Annotated in this window: 17 protein-coding genes and 1 riboswitch; of the genes, 6 read left to right on the forward strand and 11 right to left on the reverse strand. The window is 65.4% G+C overall.

Annotated features, from left to right (window positions below):
- Nucleotides 1-87: 87 nt before the first annotated feature.
- The 3 genes from IVB40_RS00215 to IVB40_RS00225 form a co-directional block, all read right to left on the reverse strand.
- Nucleotides 88-702: a 2-hydroxychromene-2-carboxylate isomerase gene (locus IVB40_RS00215; protein WP_247817792.1), complete on the reverse strand. Its 615-nt coding sequence runs from the start codon at nt 700-702 to the stop codon at nt 88-90.
- A gap of 86 nt (nt 703-788) precedes the next feature.
- Nucleotides 789-2138, reverse strand: coding sequence for an MATE family efflux transporter (locus tag IVB40_RS00220; RefSeq protein WP_247817793.1), 1350 nt, complete (start codon nt 2136-2138; stop codon nt 789-791).
- Nucleotides 2139-2227: 89 nt separating this feature from the next.
- Nucleotides 2228-2809, reverse strand: a complete 582-nt coding sequence (locus IVB40_RS00225) for a DUF2239 family protein (protein WP_247817794.1) — start codon at nt 2807-2809, stop codon at nt 2228-2230.
- Nucleotides 2810-2975: 166 nt separating this feature from the next.
- Between IVB40_RS00225 and IVB40_RS00230 the strand changes: the two genes are divergently transcribed.
- Nucleotides 2976-3641 carry a glutathione S-transferase gene (locus IVB40_RS00230; protein ID WP_247284999.1) on the forward strand — a complete coding sequence of 222 codons (666 nt, stop codon included), beginning with the start codon at nt 2976-2978 and terminating at the stop codon, nt 3639-3641.
- Nucleotides 3642-3650: 9 nt separating this feature from the next.
- Here the strand turns inward: IVB40_RS00230 and IVB40_RS00235 are convergent, their stop codons facing one another.
- Together IVB40_RS00235 and ggt are read right to left on the reverse strand one after the other, a co-directional pair.
- Entirely contained in the window at nt 3651-4946 is a 1296-nt protein-coding gene (locus tag IVB40_RS00235) for an MFS transporter (RefSeq protein WP_247817795.1), read from the reverse strand.
- A 111-nt stretch (nt 4947-5057) separates the two neighbouring features.
- The gene (gene ggt / locus IVB40_RS00240; protein WP_247817796.1) at nt 5058-6809 is read right to left on the reverse strand and encodes a gamma-glutamyltransferase; all 1752 of its coding nucleotides are present in this window, start codon (nt 6807-6809) and stop codon (nt 5058-5060) included.
- Between the two features lie 99 nt (nt 6810-6908).
- Here ggt and IVB40_RS00245 point away from each other — a divergent pair, with 99 nt between their 5' ends.
- The gene (locus tag IVB40_RS00245; RefSeq protein ID WP_247817797.1) at nt 6909-8294 is read left to right on the forward strand and encodes an MFS transporter; all 1386 of its coding nucleotides are present in this window, start codon (nt 6909-6911) and stop codon (nt 8292-8294) included.
- A gap of 139 nt (nt 8295-8433) precedes the next feature.
- On the opposite strand, the gene purH is transcribed toward IVB40_RS00245, so the two are convergent.
- The 3 genes from purH to IVB40_RS00260 form a co-directional block, all read right to left on the reverse strand.
- On the reverse strand, nt 8434-10026 hold the full coding sequence (gene purH, locus IVB40_RS00250) for a bifunctional phosphoribosylaminoimidazolecarboxamide formyltransferase/IMP cyclohydrolase (RefSeq protein WP_247429930.1): 1593 nt from the start codon (nt 10024-10026) through the stop codon (nt 8434-8436).
- Nucleotides 10027-10051: 25 nt separating this feature from the next.
- Nucleotides 10052-10133, reverse strand: a riboswitch (ZMP/ZTP riboswitch).
- Between the two features lie 59 nt (nt 10134-10192).
- The gene (locus IVB40_RS00255) at nt 10193-11911 is read right to left on the reverse strand and encodes a heparinase II/III family protein (RefSeq protein ID WP_247285459.1); all 1719 of its coding nucleotides are present in this window, start codon (nt 11909-11911) and stop codon (nt 10193-10195) included.
- A gap of 156 nt (nt 11912-12067) precedes the next feature.
- Entirely contained in the window at nt 12068-13414 is a 1347-nt protein-coding gene (locus tag IVB40_RS00260; protein WP_247817798.1) for an RsmB/NOP family class I SAM-dependent RNA methyltransferase, read from the reverse strand.
- 187 nt (nt 13415-13601) lie between these two features.
- On the opposite strand from IVB40_RS00260, the gene IVB40_RS00265 reads away from it, so the two are divergent.
- Both IVB40_RS00265 and IVB40_RS00270 read left to right on the forward strand, forming a co-directional pair.
- Nucleotides 13602-13811 carry a DUF1674 domain-containing protein gene (locus IVB40_RS00265; RefSeq protein WP_027566297.1) on the forward strand — a complete coding sequence of 70 codons (210 nt, stop codon included), beginning with the start codon at nt 13602-13604 and terminating at the stop codon, nt 13809-13811.
- A gap of 57 nt (nt 13812-13868) precedes the next feature.
- Nucleotides 13869-14459, forward strand: coding sequence for a thermonuclease family protein (locus IVB40_RS00270; RefSeq protein WP_247817799.1), 591 nt, complete (start codon nt 13869-13871; stop codon nt 14457-14459).
- A gap of 55 nt (nt 14460-14514) precedes the next feature.
- Here the strand turns inward: IVB40_RS00270 and IVB40_RS00275 are convergent, their stop codons facing one another.
- Nucleotides 14515-15030 carry a L,D-transpeptidase gene (locus tag IVB40_RS00275; RefSeq protein ID WP_027566299.1) on the reverse strand — a complete coding sequence of 172 codons (516 nt, stop codon included), beginning with the start codon at nt 15028-15030 and terminating at the stop codon, nt 14515-14517.
- A 466-nt stretch (nt 15031-15496) separates the two neighbouring features.
- Nucleotides 15497-17443, reverse strand: coding sequence for an acetate--CoA ligase (acs, locus tag IVB40_RS00280; RefSeq protein ID WP_247429951.1), 1947 nt, complete (start codon nt 17441-17443; stop codon nt 15497-15499).
- A 397-nt stretch (nt 17444-17840) separates the two neighbouring features.
- On the opposite strand from acs, the gene IVB40_RS00285 reads away from it, so the two are divergent.
- Nucleotides 17841-19010 (forward strand): DNA topoisomerase IB, encoded by a 1170-nt coding sequence (locus IVB40_RS00285; RefSeq protein WP_247817800.1) that lies wholly within the window; start codon nt 17841-17843, stop codon nt 19008-19010.
- Between the two features lie 10 nt (nt 19011-19020).
- Here the strand turns inward: IVB40_RS00285 and IVB40_RS00290 are convergent, their stop codons facing one another.
- On the reverse strand, nt 19021-19476 hold the full coding sequence (locus tag IVB40_RS00290; protein ID WP_247817801.1) for an SRPBCC domain-containing protein: 456 nt from the start codon (nt 19474-19476) through the stop codon (nt 19021-19023).
- A 100-nt stretch (nt 19477-19576) separates the two neighbouring features.
- On the opposite strand from IVB40_RS00290, the gene IVB40_RS00295 reads away from it, so the two are divergent.
- Nucleotides 19577-20671 carry an adenylate/guanylate cyclase domain-containing protein gene (locus IVB40_RS00295; RefSeq protein WP_247817802.1) on the forward strand — a complete coding sequence of 365 codons (1095 nt, stop codon included), beginning with the start codon at nt 19577-19579 and terminating at the stop codon, nt 20669-20671.
- The last annotated feature ends 58 nt before the right edge of the window (nt 20672-20729 follow it).

The raw sequence follows: 20729 nt of genomic DNA on the forward strand, positions 1-20729 counted from the left end.
ACAGCCACACCCTTCGGTGATTATGGGTCCTGGCTTCCGCCAGGACGACGTTGGAGATGATGGCTCGATCTGTCCATCATACGAAAATCACTTCCCCGACACCATCTCCTCGACCTCGCGCAACTGCTCCTTGCCGAAGAACATCTCGTCGCCGACAAAGAAGGTCGGCGAGCCGAACGCACCGCGCGCGACGGCGTCCTCGGTGTTCTTGATCAGTCTGCCCTTCACCTCGGGTTCCCCGGCGCGGGTGAACAGCTTTTGCGCGTCGAGGCCGGAGGACGCCAGCGCCTTCGCCGCGATTTCCGGATCGTCCATCTTCTTCGGCTCGCGCCACATGTGGTGGAAGGCGGCCTCGACATAGATCTCGAACACGCCTTCGAGCTGCGCCGCGATTGCCGCGCGCATCAGGTTCAGCGTGTTGACCGGGAAGAACGGATTCCAGACATAGGGCTGCACCTTGAAGCGCTTGACGAAGCGCTCGGTCTCGACCGCCTGGAATTCCCGCTTGTTCTTGACGCCGGCAAGCGTCTCGGCCGGCGACTTGTTGTTGGTCGACTTGAAGATGCCGCCGAGCAGGATCGGCACGTACTCGAACTTGACGCCGATGCGCTGCTCGATCGCCGGAATCGCGAGATGACTGAGATAGGCATTTGGACTGCCGAAATCGAACAGGAATTGCGGGGCTGTGCGGGTCAAAATCATTCTCCCTGAGGTCGCTTTTTCGCATTGTGGCGTAGCGCGGCCCGCGGGTCCACCTTTTAATGACGGTCATAATCTCTTGATGTTCGTCAGGACAGACGCCGGATCGTCCGCTTGCGCCACACCAGAAGGTAATAGCCCATCTGCAACAGGAACATGGCGCAGAACACGATCGGATAGGCGGCCCACACACCCTCAAGGCCGATCGTACGGCTCAGGATCACCGCGGACGGTAGTTCGATTGCTCCGATGGCGAAGATCGCGAGCAGCATTGGCGTCAGTGCCACGCCGGCAGCGCGCATCGCGCCGGAAAACACCGTCGCCAGGCCGAACGGCACCGAGCTCCACAGTGCGATGTTGAGCAAGCCCTTCGCCAGATCGAGCACGGTATCATCAGTGATGAACATGCCGAGCACGGCGCGCGGCGCGAGATAGATCAGCGCCACCAGCCCGCCCGTCAGGACGATGTTGAACGCCAGTCCGGTGCGCACGATGCCGTTGAGCCCCGCTCTGTCGCCGCGGCCGACCGCTTGGGCACCGAGTATCGAGACCGCGATTGAAATCGACATCGCCGTGAACTGCGTGTAGCCCATCACCTGGTTGACCGCGCCATAGGCTGCGGTTGCGTTCGAGCCGAAGCCGTTGACGAGGCCGAGCAGCACCAGCTCGGCGATCGCCATCACCACCATACCAATCGCGCTCGGCAGTCCAATGCCGAGGATCTGTCCCAGCACCACACGATTGAGCCGCAGATGGCGCAGCAGTGCAGCGTCCGGTGCCAACTCATGTTTTCTTCGCAGCAGATAGGCCGCCAGCGCGATCAGCGTCAGAACGTTGGCGATCGCCGCGGCCCAGGCCGGGCTGGTGATGCCGGCCGCCGGCAATCCGAACGACCCGCGGATCAGAATCGGCGTCAGAATCAAGCCGATCGCAGTCGACAAGGCCAGCGCCAGCAGCGGCGTCAGCGCGTCGCCGACGCCGCGGATCATCGCCGTCGTCAGCAAGAAGACGAAGCCGAGCGGCATGGTGAGCAGCATGACGCGGGCATAGGCGCTGGCCTGGTCGAGAATGTCCGGAGGCGTTGCGAGCATCGTCATCAATTGGCGGCTGAAGATCCCGCCGATCAGTGCAATTGCAATCGAGAGCAGCAGGCCGATCGCGAGCGTCGTGCCCACGATGAGCTTGATCCGGCCCTGCTCGCCCGCACCATAGGCCTGGCCGATCAGCACCGTGGCGCCGGTGCTCAGCCCCATGACGAAGGCGAACAGGAAGAACATCACCGGAAAGAACACCGAGACCGATGCGAGCGCGTCGATCCCGATCATCTGGCCGAGATAGACGTTGCTGACGGTGCCGAACAGCGATTGCAGCGCGTTGCTCAGCATCAACGGTGCGAGGAAGCGCAGAAAACTTTTCCAGAGCGGCTTGGCGGCGGACATGGATTAGCCTTTCATCAGGGCGTGCGAAACCGTCGCCACGCGAAGTGCGCGTGGCCTGGCCGTCGATGGGGTTGGGAGAAGGCGCGCGCCTAAGCGCGATCACTATAGGCGAGCTTGACGATGTGGTCGCGGATGTCGGCGGGCCAATCTGCGATCAGTCCGGTGAAACGCCGCCGGTCATCCGCAAACAACGCGCGCGATGCCTCCTCGAACTGCGGCAGATTGCCGGCCATGGTCGACATGAAGTGATAGGCCGCATCGCGCGCCTGCCGCTCGCGGTCCTTGTCGCCGCTGGCGCGCCGCGCCTCTTCGACAAGTTTCCGCAGCGCGACCGAAGCGCCGCCTGGCTGCGCGCTGAGCCACTCCCAGTGCCGCGGCAGCAGCGTCACCTCGCGCGCGACCACGCCGAGCCTCGGCCGGCCGCGGCCGCGCGGTTCGCTCGGCGATGGGGTCTCCTCGACCGGCGGCGGCACAAGCTTCGCGAGCCGCGCCAGCACCTCGCGGTCCCCACCGCGCAGATCGAAGTCGATCGACCGGCCCGTGGCGTCCTCGAAGACGACGATGGGCTCGTCCGGCCGCTCCGCCATCCGCTTGATGACCAGCGCGACCTCTCCGGCTGGCCCGGAGACCAGACGGCGATGCCCTTGGAAAGCGGTGAAAGTCTTCTGCATTGGAATCATTGCCAAATTGGTCACGGTGGCGACGTTAATACCCGGGTGAATTACAAAGGTCAATATATCCGGATAAAAATATCCGACCGGATGGCTCGACATTGTGTTCCCGGGCTGGCACGAACGCGCGGCCGATCGACCATGCCTAGCCCCGAGGACCATGCGAATGCTGACCGTTCATCACCTCAACAATTCCCGCTCGCAGCGCGTGCTGTGGCTGCTCGAGGAGTTGGGCGTGCCCTACGAGATCGTGCGCTACGAGCGCCAGCCTGACATGCGCGCGCCGAAGGAGCTTCGCGCCATCCATCCGCTCGGCAAGTCGCCCGTCATCACCGACAACGGCAACACTATCGCCGAGTCAGGCGCGATCATCGAATATCTCATCGCCACCTACGGCAACGGCCGGCTGGTCCCGCCGCCGAACACGCCGGAGCGGCTGCGTTTCACCTATTGGCTGCACTATGCGGAGGGCTCTGCGATGCAGCCGCTGCTGCTCAAGCTGCTGTTCACCCTGATGCCGAAGCGTGCGCCGGCGTTGCTCCGCCCGCTGGTGCGCAAGGTTTCGAACCAGGCGCTCACCGCATTGGTCAATCCGCAGCTCAAGCAGCACATGGACTATTGGGAAGGCGAGCTTGCGAAGAGCGAGTGGTTCGCCGGCAACGAGTTCACCGCCGCCGACATCCAGATGAGCTTTCCGCTCGAAGCAGCCCAGGCGCGCGGCGGGCTCGAACTCGGCCATCCCAAGGCGATGGCGTTCCTGGAGCGCATTCACGCGCGGCCAGCGTACAGCCGCGCCCTCGAAAAGGGCGGGCCGTATCAGGTCGGACGATAGCTGCCTGCATTAGTCCGCGTGCAGCACGCGCCCGCGCGTCTCCGGCAGCGCGAAGGCGGCGATGAAGAACAGCGCGTAAGCCACCACCGCGAACATCGCGATCGCATTCGCAAGCGACGTCGTCGCCGATAGCGCTCCGACCAGGAACGGAAACAGCGCGCCGATGCCGCGGCCGAAATTGTAGCAGAACCCCTGGCCAGAGCCGCGCAGTCGCGTTGGATAAAGCTCGGTCAGGAACGCGCCGACGCCGGAGAAATAGCCCGAGGCGAAAAAGCCGAGCGGGAAGCCGAGCACCCACAGGATTTCGTTGGTGAGCGGTAGCTGCGTGTAAAGCAGCACAACCGCGATCGCGCCGATCGAGAAGGTCAGAAAGAGATTGCGTCGTCCGATCCGGTCGGCGAGCCAGGCGCCGGTGAGATAGCCGATGAAGGAGCCGATGATCAGCGTCGACAGATAGCCGGTCGAGCCGACGATCGACAGATGCCGCTCCTTGGTCAAAAACTGCGGCACCCAGAAGGTGACGGCGTAGTAGCCGCCCTGGCAGCCCGTCGCCATCAGCGACGCCAGGATCGTGGTCTTCAGGATCGGGCCCGAGAAAATTTCCCAGAGCGCCGGACGATTGCCGCTCGCGGCCTGCTTGGCGCGGGCCTCAGCCGCGATCTCCGGCTCGGTCACGGAGCGGCGGATGTAGAACACCAGCAGCGCCGGCAGCGCGCCGATCACGAACATCCAGCGCCACGCTGTCTCCGCCGGCAAAGCCGAGAACAGGATCGCCTGCGACAGCACTGCAAGGCCCCAGCCGACGGCCCAGCCCGACTGCACCGAGCCGACCGCACGCCCGCGATATTGCGGCCGGATCGCTTCACCCATCAGCACGGCGCCCGCCGCCCACTCTCCGCCGAAGCCGAGGCCCAGCACCGCGCGCGCGATCAGGAGCTGTTCGAAATTCTGCACGACCGCGCAGACCAGCGAGAAGAACGAGAACCAGATGATGGTGATCTGGAGCGTTCTGACCCGGCCGATATGGTCGGAGAGATAGCCGCCGAGCCAGCCGCCGATGGCGGAGGCCAGCAGCGTCACGGTGCCGGCGAGCCCGGCCGATCCCGCATCGACCTTCCACAGCGCGATGATGGTGCCGATCACCAGCGGATAGATCATGAAGTCCATGCCGTCGAGCGCCCAGCCTGCGGCGCAGGCCCAGAACGTCCGCCGCTCCGGCGCGTTCATGTCGCGGTAGAAGGCAAGAAGGCTGGTGTCCTCGATCTCGGCGCGTTCGATGCGCTGGTTCGGATCAACTGTGGTCATGTGCGTTTCCCGACAGTGTTTTCTTTCGTAGTTTCTTTAGCCTCGCGGTGGTAGCACGCGCGGCGGCGCGCGCAAGCCGGCCACCGGCCTTCGCGCCATGCAAGGACAGAGTTACTGCCCCGCTGCTTCCGCACCTCGGCTACGCGGATCAGGCGCGCCGAGCGGACCATTGGCGGTCACCGCGATCGAATTCGCCGATGTCTGCCCCATCGGCGCGACGATGAGATGATCCATCGCCTTCAGCTCGAGCAGCACATGATCGGGGAAGCCGCCCTCGACCCGGACCTCGTCGGGCAACCATTGGTGATGCAGCCGCGGTGCGGCCACGGCAGCCGCGACGTCCATTTTGTAATCGAGGACGTTGACGATCACCTGGAGCACGGTCGAGATGATCCGGCTGCCGCCCGGCGAGCCCGTCACCAGAACCGGCTTGCCGTCCTTCAGGACGATGGTCGGCGACATCGAGGACAGCGGCCGCTTGCCCGGCCCGGGCAAATTGGCCTCGAAGCCGACAAGGCCATAGGCATTGGAAGCGCCGACCGCCGCTGTGAAATCGTCAAGCTCGTTGTTGAGCAGCACGCCGGTGCCGTCGGCGACGAGGCCGACGCCGTAGCTGAAGTTCAGCGTATAGGTGTTGCTGACGGCGTTGCCGCTGCAGTCGACGACGGAAAAATGCGTGGTGTTGCTGCCCTCATGCGGTGAGGTCGCGGTGGAAACGAGCTGTTTCGACGGCGTGGCGCGATCGGCGGAGATGGTTGCCCGCAGCTTCGCGGCGTAGTCTTTGGCGGTGAGCGTCCCGATCGGCGCGTTGACGAAGGCGGGATCGCCGAGATAGCGCGCCCGGTCCGCATAAGCGCGCTTCATGGCCTCGATCAGCAGATGCAGCGAGGCCGGCGATCCCTGCTTCAGATCAGCGAGCTGAAAACCTTCGAGAATATTGAGCGTCTCCACCAGCACCACGCCGCCCGACGACGGCAACGGCATCGACACGATGTCATAGCCGCGATAAGTGCCGCGCACCGGCGCGCGGATGACCGCCTGATAGGATTTCAAATCGGCCGGCGTCATGATGCCGCCCGCGTCAGCCACGGCCTTGGCGAGTTTCTCAGCGACCGGCCCCTCATAGAAACCGCGCGGGCCCTGTGCGGCGACGGCCGACAGCGTTTCGGCGAGGTCGCTCTGCACCAGCCTGTCGCCTTCGCCGAGCGGCGTGCCATCGGGCCGCGAGAAGATCCTGGCCGAGGAGGGCCAACGCACCAGCCGCTTGTGCCAGCCCGGCAGCGTGTCGGCAATGTCGTCGCCGACGAGGAAGCCATCGCGGGCGAGCGCGATCGCGGGCTCGAGCAGTTGCGCCAGCGTGAACCGGCCCGAGCCATATTTTTCCAGGGCCAGCGCAAGACCCGCGACCGTGCCGGGCACGCCGACGCCGAGCGCGGAATCCCGCGACTTCGCCGCGTCGGGCTTGCCGTCGGCGCCGAGGAAGATCTCCGGCGTGGTCGCGTCCGGCGCGGTCTCGCGATAGTCGATCGTGATGTCTTCGTTGCGCTCCGTGGAATGAATCACCATGAAGCCGCCACCGCCGATATTGCCGGCGCGCGGATAGGTCACGGCCATCGCAAAGCCGGTCGCGACCGCAGCGTCGACGGCATTGCCGCCGCGCCGCAGGATGTCGGCGCCGACCTGCGCGGAGATTTTCTCCTGCGCCACCACCATGCCGTGCTCGGCGGGAACGGCATGCACCGTGTCGAGCGCGGGCTGCACATAGGCCCGCCGCGCATCCTGCGCGGTCGCGGCCGGAAGTCCGAACGCCAGAGTGGAAAGGAAGGCGAAAAATGTCCGCCGTGTCGAGAAAGACGACATCATCAAACTTCCGCAATGGCCATGGGCAGTTCACATGCAGCGCTGCAATGCTATACGGTTTGCCCCGACAGAGGCAAAACTGTTCGTGATGAGGATTATGGAGTGACGACGATCGCCCCGGATGCGCGCATCGCCGGCGCGCAGCGGACCTATCCGCCGCGCAGCGCCGTGGTCAGCTGGATCTTCTTCGACTGGGCCGCGCAGCCATATTTCACCCTGATCACGACCTTCGTGTTCGCGCCCTATTTCGCCACCGGCATTGCGCCGAATCCCGCCACCGGGCAATCGCTGTGGGGCTTTGCGATGGCTGCCGCGGGCCTCGCGATCGCGCTGATGTCGCCGGTGTTGGGGGCTATCGCCGATGCTTCGGGCCGCAGGAAGCCATGGATCGCCGGATTCGGTGCAGTGCTGGTGCTGGCATCCTGCACGCTGTGGATCGGCAAGCCCGGCGATCCCTCGATCATTCCGCCACTGCTCACCGCGGTCGCGCTCGCCAGCGTCGGCGCGGAATTCGCCACTCTCTTCAACAATGCGATGATGCCGACGCTGGTGCCGCCGGAGCGGATCGGCCGGCTCTCCGGCACCGGCTGGGCGACGGGTTATGTCGGCGGCATCGTCAGCCTGATCATCGTGCTCGGCCTGCTCGCAGCCAATCCCGAGACCGGCCGCACGCTGCTCGGTCTCACGCCTCTGTTCGGGCTCGATCCCGTCAGCCATCAGGGCGACCGCGCCGCCGGACCGTTGACCGGGCTTTGGTTCATCATTTTCGTGACGCCGATGTTCCTGTTCACACCCGACTATCCGGCGAAGCGCCCGGTGCGCGAGGCGCTGCACGAAGGCCTGTCGGAGCTGAAGCAATCGATCAAGGGGCTGCCGCAGCAGAAATCGCTTGCCGCGTTTCTGCTCGCCAACATGATCTACACCGACGGTCTGGTGTCGCTGTTTGCCTTCGGCGGCATCTATGCGGCTGGCACGTTCGGCTGGCACACGATCCAGATCGGCACGTTCGGGATCATGCTCGCGATCGCCGGCGCGTTTGGCGCCTGGTTTGGCGGCAAGCTGGACGATCGCTTCGGGCCGAAGCGCGTGATCGCCGGCAGCATGCTGATCCTGCTGCTGGCGCTGGCGGCGATCCTGCTGGTCGACAAGGATTCGATCTTCTTCATCAAGGTCGCGCCGCCCGCGCCCGGCGGTGCATTGTTCGCCGCTGCGGCTGAGCGCGCTTATCTGGTGCTGGGCTGCTTGATCGGTGCAGCCGGCGGCCCGCTGCAAGCCGCCTCACGCACGCTCCTGGTCCGTCTCGCACCGAAGGACCGCATCGCGCAGTATTTCGGTCTGTTCGCACTGACGGGGAAAGTGACGTCCTTCATCGGCCCGCTGCTGATCGGCGTGATCACCGCGGTGACGGCGAGCCAGAAGGCCGGCATGGCCGTGCTGGTGGTGTTCTTCGTCGCGGGGCTGGCGCTGTTGATGCGGGTGCGGGAATAGCCACGCTACCGCGATTCATTCCCGTCATTGCGAGGCGCGAAGCGACGAAGCAATCCAGGTTTTCTCCGCGGAAAGGTTCTGGATTGCTTCGCTGCGCTCGCAATGACGAATTCGATCGAATGGCCCGTACGCCAATCCATCAGTGCCTGAAGTGCCGCGTGCCCGTGAACACCATGGCAATGCCGTGCTCGTCGGCGGCCTTTATGACCTCGTCGTCGCGCATGGAGCCGCCGGGCTGCACCACGGCGGTGGCGCCGGCCTCGATGCAGGCGAGCATGCCGTCGGCGAACGGGAAGAACGCATCCGACGCCACCACCGAGCCCTTGGTGAGCGGTTCGGCGAGCTTCAGCTCGGCGGCCGCATCCTGAGCCTTGCGTGCCGCGATCCGCGCTGAATCGACCCGGCTCATCTGGCCGGCGCCGATGCCGACGGTGGCGAGATCCTTGGCGTAGATGATGGTGTTGGACTTGACGTGTTTTGCGACACGGAAAGCAAACTTCAGGTCGTGCATCTCGGCATCCGTTGGCGCACGCCTGGTCACGACCTTGAAGGTCATGTCGTCGACCACGGCGTTGTCGCGGCTCTGCACGAGGAGACCGCCCGCCACCGTCTTGGCGGTGAGGCCCGGCGCGCGCGGATCGGGCAGGCTGCCGGCGAGCAGCAGGCGCAGGTTCTTGCGCGCACCGATGATGGCGACCGCTTCCTCGCTTGCGTCCGGCGCGATGATCACCTCGGTGAAGATTTTCGTGATCTCGCGCGCGGTGTCGGCATCGAGTGCCCGGTTCATCGCGATGATGCCGCCGAACGCCGAGGTGGAATCGCAGGCCAGCGCCTTGCGATAGGCACTGACCAGGTCGGAGCCCTCCGCGACGCCGCAGGGATTGGCATGCTTGACGATGACGCAGGCCGCGGTGCGCTTGGCGTCGAACTCGCCGATGCATTCATAGGCTGCATCGGTGTCGTTGATGTTGTTGTAGGAGAGCTCCTTGCCCTGGAGCTGCCGCGCGGTCGAGACGCCCGGCCGCTTGTCGGGGGTCGCATAGAACGCCGCGGTCTGGTGCGGATTCTCGCCATAGCGCAGCGACTGGATCAGCCGGCCGCCGAAGGCGCGGAAATCGGGCGCGTCGATCTCGAGCTGGCGGTTGAACCAGTTCGAGATCGCGGCGTCATAGGCGGCAGTGCGCGCGTAAGCCTTGGCGGCAAGGCGCCGCCGCAACTTCAGCGTGGTCGCACCTTTGTTGGCGGCGAGCTCGTCGAGCACGGCCTGATAGTCCTGCGCCTCGACCACGACGGCGACGTCGTCATGATTCTTCGCAGCGGCGCGGATCATCGCGGGGCCGCCGATATCGATGTTCTCGATGCAATCCTCGAAGCCCGCGCCTTTGTCGACGGTCGCCTCGAACGGATAGAGATTGACGACGAGGAGATCGATCGGCGCGATGCCATGCGCCGTCATCGCGTCCGCATGGTCCTTGTTGTCGCGGATCGCGAGCAGGCCGCCATGCACCTTCGGATGCAGCGTCTTGACCCGGCCATCCATCATTTCCGGGAAGCCGGTCAGTTCGGAGACGTCCTTCACCTTGAGGCCGGCCGCGGCGATCGCCTTCGCGGTGCCGCCGGTCGAGACCAGCTCGACGTCGTGCGCGGCAAGCGCCTTCGCGAATTCGATCAGGCCAGTCTTGTCGGAAACGGAGAGAAGGGCGCGGGTGACGCGGCGGGGATGGTCAGTCATGAGCAAGATCCTCTGTCTGAAGGAGTGTCTATGCCCAGGCGCGCGGCTTCTCAGTCCCGCGCTTCCCGATGGTGCTCCATCCAAGGTCGCCAGTCGCGCGAGCGAGGGCTCGATAGCAGTTTTCGGTCGCTTTCACAACGTTCAGATCGGGCCGAATCACATGCGTCTACAGCGGAAGTTCCGGCTCCCGCCGCGCATTTCTGCGGGCATTCGTGATCGCCGGCGAGGCGGTGGAGCGGACAAAACTCCAGCGGATCGAAGGCGCCTGCCGCGCATCCTGACGGATCACGATCTGCGCGGTGCGGCGCGGGCCGTCATTGCCGGCCAGGGATACGCTGTCCTCCAGCTCGACCTTGTCGTCGAGCGCCTCGAAGGTCCAGACGTCGCGGTTCGGCAGCACCAGCATGACGCCGCGGGCGTCGGACAGCCGGCTCGCCTTCACCGCCGGGTGCAGATGGAATCGCAGCGCGAAATCGGCATCCGGACCCTTGAAGCGTCCGCCTTGCGGCGGCGACAGCGTGTCCTCGCCGTCGATGCGTGCGCCGTCATTGGCGATCATCAGCACGCGGCGGTGGATCGCGCCGAATTTTGTGAGGTAGCCGTCATGCGACGTCGTGAGCAGCGTGCCGTTCTGCACGATTTCGCGATAGCTCTCGACCTCGACGGGGCCGCTGGTGACCGGAGCACCGTGCAACAGCCGCTTCATCGCCGACATCTCCACGAACTGGCATGACGAGGTGTCGTGATAGGTCAGCGTCGAATGCGCCGCCGTGCCGCGTGCGAACGGCCGCCAATTGTCGCGGCCCGTGGTCGGCATGCCGCAATTGGTGACGATGCGGCTGATGCCGGAGGATAGTTCGAACGACAGGCAGCCGGCATGGGCGTCGTGACTGACGCCGGCCGCCGGCGGCGGGCCGGTGTCGATGATCAAAGTGGTCTGGCCGGCATCGAGGCGCTGGAAACCGGTATGCGGCATGTTCGACATCGGCGCGCCGTGGGTGTCGTCATAGGCAAGCAGCGTCGCGAGCAGGTCCGAGGGCGTCGCGCTCATGCCGTTGAACAGCGCGAAATTGCCGTCGCCGTGGCGGAAGAAGCGGAGCATCGGCATCATGCGGTCGATCGCATTGAGCAGCGCGGGCGGCGGCGCGATGTTGCGCGCGGCAAAGGTCTGCCGCAGCGGCAACAGGTCGATCAACAGCTCGATCAGCGCGCCCGGGTTGCGCGAGACATGCCCTCCGTCGGGCAGGATCTGCCGCTGCAATTCATCCGAGAGCTTTTTCGAGGTGCTGCGGATGTGACTTGCCTGGTTGGCGAGGCACAGCGCCGCATAGCACAGCGCGATCAGCACTTGGAGCTTCGGCACACCGTCGGGAATGTTGACCATGGTGTAGCGCAGCAAGCGGATCTCGCGTGCCAGCGCGCGCAGATAGCGACGGTAGAATTTGTTATCGGTATCGTTGAGCACCAGCGGCGCCTGCGACAGCAGGGAGATCACGCGTCGCGCCAGCACGTCGGCGCGTCGCGCGACGGGACGGCGCTTGCTAGCCGGGTTGCCGATCCAGTCCTCGATCAGCGAGCGCGCATTCGCGCGCGTCAGCGCGGTGTCGGCGGCGCGCAAATGGCGCAGCCAGCCGAAGCCGAGCAGCGCAACCTCCCAATCCTCCGACGGCGGCTCGAGATCGAAGATCGAACGGCCGTGGCAGTTGACGATCTTGCCGGCGAAGACGAAGCGGCCGGCATAGATCTCGGCGGCGCGGGTCGCGTCCGCGGTGCGCAGATCATGCGGCGCGATGATCAAGCGGTCGGCGCGGCCGGGCCAGACCCGCGACAGGGCGACGGAACCGCCGCTCGCGCGCGCGAGCATGTTCCGCGCGAAGCGGTTCATCACCAGCGTCGAGATACGTCTGCGTTGAGCGACCGACACGCCTTACCTTGATGGGGGAGAGGATTCCGACGAATCCTTATTAATCCCAAAATCGGACGGCCGACACCACCTTGAACGACGCGAATCAGCGCCGTGGTTGCAAAATCCAGTGCAAAATCAGGATTTAACGAGCCGGGCCGCGAAAAATCCGTCGAGCCCGCCGAGCTTGGGATCAGCGTTTGGCAGATGGCTGGGCAGAGTGCGCAGATCGCCCTCGGCGGTGACGATCTCGCTGAGTCCCGACACCTCGGACGCATCGATCGGAACCCGGCGAAGCCCAGGCTCTGCGGCCAGCAGCGCGGCGACCGCATGCTCGCCCTCTTCGGGTTCCAGCGAGCAGGTACAGTAGACCAGCGTTCCGCCGGGCTTGAGCAGCGAGGCCGATTTTTGCAGCAGCCGCCGCTGGAGCGCGGTCATTGCGGCGATGTCGGATTCCTGCCGAAGCCAGGATACGTCGGGATGGCGGCGGATCGTCCCGGTCGATGTGCAAGGCGCATCAATGAGGATGCCGTCGAAGCCATCGGCAGGGCCGGACCATTCCGCGGCGTCGGCGACGACGGTCTCGGCCTGGAGCGACAACCGCGTCAGATTCTCGCGCAGGCGCGCCACCCGGGCGGGCGAGCGGTCGATGGCGGTGACATGGGCGCCGGCTTGCGCCAGTTGCGCGGTCTTGCCGCCGGGAGCGGCGCAGAGATCGGCGATGGATTTGCCCTTGATGTCGCCGAACAGCCGGGCCGGCAGCGCAGCGGCGGCGTCCTGCACCCACCATTGTCCTTCGGCGAAGCCGGGAAGCATGGTCACTGCGCCGTGCAGCACCGTACGAACCGATCCGGTCGGCAGGACTTCGCCATGGAGGCGGCTCGCCCATTGCGCGGCGTCCGACTTCACAGTCAGATCCAGCGAAGGATCGTGGCTGAGCGCGAGCGCCATGTCTCTTGCGACTGTTTCGCCGTAGTGCGCGCGCCAGCGCGCGACCATCCAGGGCGGCAGGTCCAGCGATTGTGCGGCAACCTCGTCCACCAGCGCTTTGCCCTCGCGGGCGCAACGGCGCAGCACGGCGTTGACGAGGCCGGCATAGCGCGCGGCGCGCCGGTCGGATTGCACGAGGCGAACGGAGAGATCGACGGCCGCGTGATCGGGCACGTCCATCCAGAGGATCTGGGCGGCGCCGATCAACAGCGCGCTCTGCGCGCGCGGCGCGTCGGAGGGAATGCCCTTGTCGAGCAGGCGGGACAGCACATGGCCGAGCGTGCCGAGCCGGCGCAGCACGGTGGCGACCAGGCGGCGCATCAGCGCGCGGTCGCGGTCGGGGAGCGTCTTCAGTCCGGGATGGGCGCCGCTGCCGTCGAGCTGCTCGTCAAGCGTGCGGTGCTTTTGCAGCACGCCGTCGACGATGTCGGCGGCAATCCGCCGCGCCGCGAGACCGGGCACTTCGGATGGAGGAGCGAAACGTTGAGAAGGCATGCGGAAACAAGGTTCTGAGCGAGCGGCAGTTCGCCGTAATGGGCGCATGCCTTGAGGAGGTGATCTCTGGCACGCGAATATGCCAAATGTAAGAATCGCTTCCGGGTTTTTCAGCCCTTTCGGAGCCATTTCAGGAATGCGTTATTGGGCGTCGCGTCGCGGGCCGCCCCGCGCTAGAAAGCCGACGATGAGTGACCAGCCTTCCGTTCCCGACCGCAAGCAGCTCACGCCGGCCGCCCAGCGCGCGCTGGCCGAGGCCGAAGCGCGCCGGCAGGCTGCGGCAGTCCGAGCCAAAAACGACGCCCAGGCGGCGCCTAAGGAGTTGCAGGGGCCAAAAGGACCCGAGCCGACCCGCTATGGCGATTGGGAGCGCAAGGGCATCGCTTCGGATTTCTGAAGCTTGCCTTTCGAGGCTCGCTTGCCGGATTGCCCGACTCAGCCCTAGCGTGCGCGAATGTCGCGTTTCGATCCAAGCCGTCCCTATCGGCCTTCATACAGCGGCTCGCCATTTGGTCGCCGGTTCTCAGGGCTGTTGCCGTGGATGTTCGTGGTCGGAATCGTGGTGGCCGTGGTGTTCACGTTCCGGCACGGGATGAACTGGCCGTTCCCTCACGCGACCGACGGTCAATCACGAGACGCCGAGATTGTACTCCAGCAAGACGGCCATCCCGATCGTCGCGAGCCGGTCGATGTCGTTCGCACCATCGACGGCGACACCTTTCTCGCACGCGTTCGTCAGCATAACGGCCGCGATCTCGTCGTGCGCGTTCGCCTGCGCGGCATCGATGCACCTGAGATGAAAGCCTCCTGCCAGGAAGAACTCGACAAGGCTGAAGCCGCCGCCGCCGCGCTCCGCGACCTGCTCGGCCAGGGTGGCGTGACGATCACCAATCTCGGACCTGACAAATACGGACGCGTTCTTGCTGACGTCGCGACCAAACGCACGGCCAATGTCTCGGCGGCGTTGCTCGCCGGCGGCTATGCGCGGAGCTACAATGGCGGCCATCGTGACGGCTGGTGCGCGCGGAGCTGGCGCTTCTGGTGACAAAAAAGCCGCGTCGAAAGACGCGGCTGTTGTTGTCTCGCCCTGATGCCGGCGATCAGCGCGTCACGACCACCGTCGTGCCGACCGAGACGCGGCTGTAGAGATCGGTGATGTCGTCGTTGAGCATGCGGATGCAGCCATAGGAGACGAAGCCGCCGATCGAGCCCGGCACGTTGGTTCCGTGGATGGCATATTCACCGCCGGACAGCGTCATCGCCGCGACGCCCATCGGATTGCGCGGCGAGCCGCCCGGGATGACGTCCGGGATGCTCGGCTTGTCGCGCTTCACTTCGGCAGGCGGCGCCCAGGCCGGATTGCGGTACTTGCCGTCGATGCGGGTGGTGCCGGCCCACTGCTTGCCGGACTTGCCGACGCCGACCGGGTAGCGCACGGCGTGGCCGTTATCGAGGACGAGATAGAGCCGACGCTCGTTGGTTTTGACCACGATGGTGCCCGGCGAATAGTCAGCCAGGTGCGTCCCCACCATTTCCGGCCGTGCCTGCGCCGCCGTCGACATCAAGACCCCAGCCCCGACGGTGGCGGCCAGCGCCACAGCAATCCTCATCGACATCGATTTTCCCCTTGCCCCGAACGGACCGTCCAAAATTACGCAAAACCGGCAATCGCCGGCCCGCCAAGTCCTTGTTGCAAGTCCTTGTTACAAGTCCTTGTCAGGGGACATTCTTAACCGCGCTTGTTAACCGGATGGTTTCCACGCACGGCAGCCAAGGGCCAGCCAGCAGGGGGAACAAAGGAAATGTTCGAAACAAAGTAAATGACCTGAAAACAACACTCAGCGGGAAAGATGCTCGGGCGCCGGGGCGCCGCCTGACAAGTGCGTGAGGATGTGAACGGCCGTTGTTCGGGGAGCGCTAACGCGGAGATGCGGTCTCGTGTCCCGGACGCGGCGCAGCGCGAAGCGGTGCGACACAGAGCCGGGACCGAGAAAGCCACAGCGTCTGCCGTTGCATGGGGCCCCGGCTCAGCAGCGCACCGCGAAATGCGCGCTGCGCTGCGTCCGGGGCACGAGACTGCCTTTACGCGGACTTCTTGTTCTGCCGGTTCTTGACGAGGTCGTCGACCACGCCGGGATCGGCCAAGGTCGAGGTGTCGCCCAGGCTGCCCGGCTCGTCCTCGGCGATCTTGCGCAGGATGCGGCGCATGATCTTGCCGGAGCGGGTCTTGGGCAGGCCGGGCGAGAATTGGATCTGGTCGGGCGCAGCGATCGGGCCGATCTCCTTGCGCACCCAGGTGACGAGCTCCTTGCGCAGATCCTCGGTCGGCTCGATGCCGGCCATCAGGGTCACATAGGCGTAGATGCCCTGACCCTTGATGTCGTGCGGGTAACCGACCACGGCGGCTTCCGAGACCTTCTCATGCGCCACCAGCGCGCTTTCGACTTCGGCGGTACCCATGCGGTGGCCGGAGACGTTGATGACGTCGTCGACGCGGCCGGTGATCCAGTAATAACCGTCGGCATCGCGCCGGCAGCCGTCGCCCGTGAAATACTTGCCCTTGTAGGTCGAGAAATAAGTCTGCTCGAAGCGGGCGTGGTCGCCATAAACCGTGCGCATCTGGCCCGGCCATGACCGCGTCAGGCACAGATTGCCTGATGTCTCGCCGTCCAGCACGTTGCCGTCGGCGTCGACGATCTCAGGCACCACGCCGAAGAACGGCTGCGTCGCCGAGCCTGGCTTGAGCTTGGTGGCGCCGGGTAGCGGCGTGATCAAAATGCCGCCGGTCTCGGTCTGCCACCAGGTGTCGACGATCGGGCAACGGTCGTCGCCGACGACGCGGTGATACCACTCCCACGCTTCCGGATTGATCGGCTCGCCGACAGAGCCGAGCAGGCGCAAGCTGGCGCGCGAGGTCTTCTTCACGGGCGCGTCGCCGCTCTGCATCAGCGCGCGGATCGCGGTCGGCGCGGTGTAGAAGATGTTGACCTTGTGCTTGTCGATGACGTTCCAGAATCGCGAATTATCCGGGTAATTCGGCACGCCTTCGAACATCAGTGTGGTCGCGCCGTTGGCTAGCGGTCCGTAGAGAATGTAGCTGTGGCCGGTGACCCAGCCGACGTCGGCGGTGCACCAGTAGATGTCGCCGTCGTGATAGTCGAAGACGTATTGATGGGTCATCGCGGCGAACACGAGATAGCCGGCGGAGGTGTGCAGCACGCCCTTGGGCTGGCCTGTCGAGCCCGAGGTGTAGAGGATGAACAGCGGATCCTCGGCGTGCATGTGCTCGACCGGGCATTCCGTCGTCACCATTTTGGCGGCGTCGTGGTACCAGAGGTCGCGCGAGGGATTCATTTCGACCGCGCCGCCGGTGCGCTTGACCACGACGACCCAGTCGACGCCGTCTGCCTTGGCGAGCGCCGCGTCGACATTGGCCTTCAGCGGCACCTTCTTGCCGCCGCGCAGGCCCTCATCCGCGGTGATGATCACCTTGGACTGGCAGTCGTTGATGCGCTGGGCGAGACTGTCGGGCGAGAAGCCGGCGAACACCACGGAGTGAATCGCGCCGATCCGCGCGCAGGCCAGCATTGCGTAGGCCGCCTCCGGAATCATCGGCAGGTAGATGGTGACACGGTCGCCCTTCTTGACGTTCCGGGTGCGCAGGATGTTGGCCATCCGGCAGACCTCGTCGTGCAGCTCCTTGTAAGTGATGTGCCGGGATTGTGAGGGATCGTCGCCTTCCCAGATGATCGCGGTCTGGTTGGCGCGGCTGTGGAGATGCCGGTCGATGCAATTATGGGCGACGTTGAGGATGCCGTCCTCGAACCATTTGATCGAGATGTTGCCGGGCGCGAAGGAGACGTTCTCGATTTTGGTCGGAGCGTGCATCCAGTCGATGCGCTTGGCCTGCTCCGCCCAGAAACCGTTCGGGTCCGAGATCGAGCGGGCGTACATGTCCTTGTACTTGGCCTGGTCGATCCAGGCGCGCTTCGCCCATTCCGCGGGGACGTCGTAGATCTTCTCGGACATGTTTCCCTCCACATACGGCAAGCCGAGCACAGACCACGGGCGAGCCGACTTGATCGTTGAACCGATTATGCGTCGGGCTAACCGGACCCGACAAGGTGCACAAGCTGGACCTTCGGCGAGCAGCCGGCCATGCGGAGGATCAAGCCGCTTCGTGCGACTGTCGCAGTTTTGAAACAGGGCGACGGGGGCTTTCGGGTCTTTACCGAGATCCTCGGAATGGGCCGGCGCAGAGCGCCATGCTCCCGGCAGCGGTATTTAGAGACCGCCCTCACTGATTCGGGACTCGCAATGCGGTTCGGAACACCCTAAATGGCCAACCCGGGCCCAACGAGACCCTTGGAACAAAAATCAGAACAGCGGCATTGACCGATAACAGACAGGGCTAAGGCATAAGGCTATGATGGATCAGCAGAATCTCGGGACTTTGCGGCCCGCTTCAGCCGATCCTGCAGCCATTGCGCTGGCCAAAGCCCTCGGACAATGGCCGAAACCGGCCGGTTCCGGCCATCCCAGCCCGAAAAAAGCGTTCGACACGGCGCCTGCGGCGACGGTCGAGGCCCTCGCCAAGGAACTGGGCCTGCGGCTCGGCGACCAGAACGAGCTGACCATTCGTCGCATCAGGCGCGGCAAGGGCTATTCCTTCGTGCGGCCCAACGGCGTTCACATCCGCGATGCCCGCACCATTCGGCGGCTGCATTCGATGGCAGTGCCGCCGGCCTATCGCGAGGTGCGCTACTCGGCCGATCCGAGCACGCATCTCCAGGCGGTGGGACGCGATGCCGCGGGCCGGCTGCAATATCGCTATCACGCCGATTGGGAGAAGGTCCGCGAGCAACGCAAGGCGCATCGCCTGGAGAAGCTCGTCGGCGCGCTGCCCAAGATCCGGCGCAAGGTCTCGGCGTTCCTGTCGGGCGACGAGCCGACCCGCGAGTTCGCGCTCTCCGCCGTCATCGAACTGATTGCGCGCACCGCGATCCGCCCCGGCAACGAATCCTATGCCCGTCTCAACGGCACCCGCGGCGCCACCACGCTGCTGAAGTCCAACGTCTCGCTGGAAGACGACAGCTTCGTGCTGACCTTCAAGGCGAAGGGCGGCAAGGCTGTGCGCAAAGAATGCGACGCGGCCAAGCTCGTGCGTGCCATTGGGATTTTGCAGGACGTTCCCGGCAAGCGCATGTTCCAGTATCGCGATCCCTATGGCATCGTGCGCGCGGTCAGCACCACCCAGGTGAACGCGTTTCTGCGCGAGATCGCCGGCATCAAGATCTCGCTGAAGGATTTCCGCACGCTGATGGCCTCTGCCGTCGTCGTGGAATCGCTGTCGCGGATCACGCCGGCGACCAGCCAGCGCGGCCGCAAGAAGCAGGTGCTGGAGGCGATCCGCGGCGCTGCCGATCAGCTCTCCAACACGCCGGCCATCTGCCGCAGGAGCTATGTTCACGATACCATCGTCACCGCGTTCGAGGACGGCATCCTCGAACGCTTCGCCGCGACCATGAAGGGCCAGCGCTCGCAGGCCAGGCGCGAGCAACTTTTGCAGCAGGTGGTGGCGACCGCGGCGGTCTGACTTGGCGTCGTTACGCCTTGGTGGGAACGCCGTTGTCGGGACCGGGATTGCTGCCCGCGGCTGCGGTCGTGAGTCGTCCCAGATAATGCGCCCATCCCGTCGCGTGTGCCGCCGCCTGTTCCTCGGTCGGCAGCCCGCTATGGGTCATGCGCAGCAATGTGCCGCCGTCGCGTTCGATCAGGTCGATCTCGATCAGGCTCGAGCCGGGCGGCACTTCCTGGCCGCCCTCCCATCCAAACGTGTAGGCGAGACGATGCACCGGCACGACTTCGCGGAACGCGCCGCGGGCAACGCCGCCGCGGGGGCCGATGCCTTTGAGCAGATACAGCCCGCCGGGATGTGGCTCCGTGGTCGCGTCGGAACCCATCCAGCTCAAAATCTTCTCGGGGTCGGTCAGGTAAGCGAAAACGGTGGCGCGTGGGGCGGCGATCTGGGTCTCGCGTCGCAGTATGAACGGTTCGGTCATCGGCGATCATCCCTGGGCTGCACTGGGACATGGCGGCGCTCGAGCGGCCCGTCAAGGATTGCCCGTGACAAAGACCGCCTGCGTTCGTCATGATCGGGCCATGCACCTCTTGCCGACGCTAACCTGGCTTGTCGATGCCGCCGCCGATAGCACCGGGGCCGACCGCCTGCTCGCGGATCTCGGCGCACATCTGGTCGCCGACGGCGTGCCGCTTGCGGCAGGCAGCCTGACACTCGAGGTGCCGCATCCGCTGATCGCGAAGCGGACATGGTTGTGGCGCGCGGAGAACGGCCGGGTGATCGAGGCGCTCGGCTTCGCACCAGGCGGCCTCGCGCCCGACCCGCCCAACGATGCCGGCCGCCGCTGGCTGCGTGACATCGCGGGCGGTGAGGTGCACGAAGATTTGGTCGGACGGCCCGACGGGCCGTTGCTCGGTTGGATTGGGCCGCGTCCGTTCACCGCGGACGAGACCGAGCAATTGCGCCAGGCCGCGCGCTTTGCCGCAACACCTCTTGCGGTGCTTGCCGCGCGTGCAACCTTGCGCGCGACGCTGGATGCCTATCTTGGCAAGCGCAGCGCGGAGCGGGTGCTGGCGGCACCCCTGCGGCGCGATCTCGGCGAGACCATTCAGGCCGCGCTGCTCTATGCCGATCTGCGCAACTTCACGCTCCTGTCGGAAACCACGCCACCTGCCGGCGTCATCGCGGCGCTCGATGCCTGGTTCGATCGCATCGCCGGCGCGGTTCATGCCTTCGGCGGCGAGGTGCTGAAATTCATCGGCGACGGTGTGCTCGCGATCTTTCCGGTGGTCGGGGCGTCAGCGCGCCAAGCGTGCGATGCGGCTCTGCGCGCCGCGAGCGCAGCCGAAGCCGGAATGACGTATCTCAACGCGGAGCGCCGTGCCCAAAATCTCCCGCCGCTCGCGTTCGGCGCGGCGCTGCATCTCGGCGAGATGCTGTGGGGTAATATCGGCGCCGCCAACCGGCTCGATTTCACGGCGATCGGTCCCGCCGTCAATCTCGCCAGCCGGCTCGAAGGATTGTGCAAGCCGCTCGGCAGAACCGTGCTGGTGTCGGGCGCGCTCGCCGCGGAGACCGACATGCCTCTTGTTGCGCTCGGATCGCATTCGCTGCGCGGCATCGCCGCGCCTTGCGAGGTGTTTGCGCTGCCGGAGAAACAAGCTCCGATATCGTAGCCCGCATGAGCGTAGCGACATGCGGGATCGCAGCAGTAGTCCCGGATATCGCTTCGCC

This window comes from Bradyrhizobium sp. 40 (assembly GCF_023100925.1).
Classification (GTDB): Bacteria; Pseudomonadota; Alphaproteobacteria; order Rhizobiales; family Xanthobacteraceae; genus Bradyrhizobium.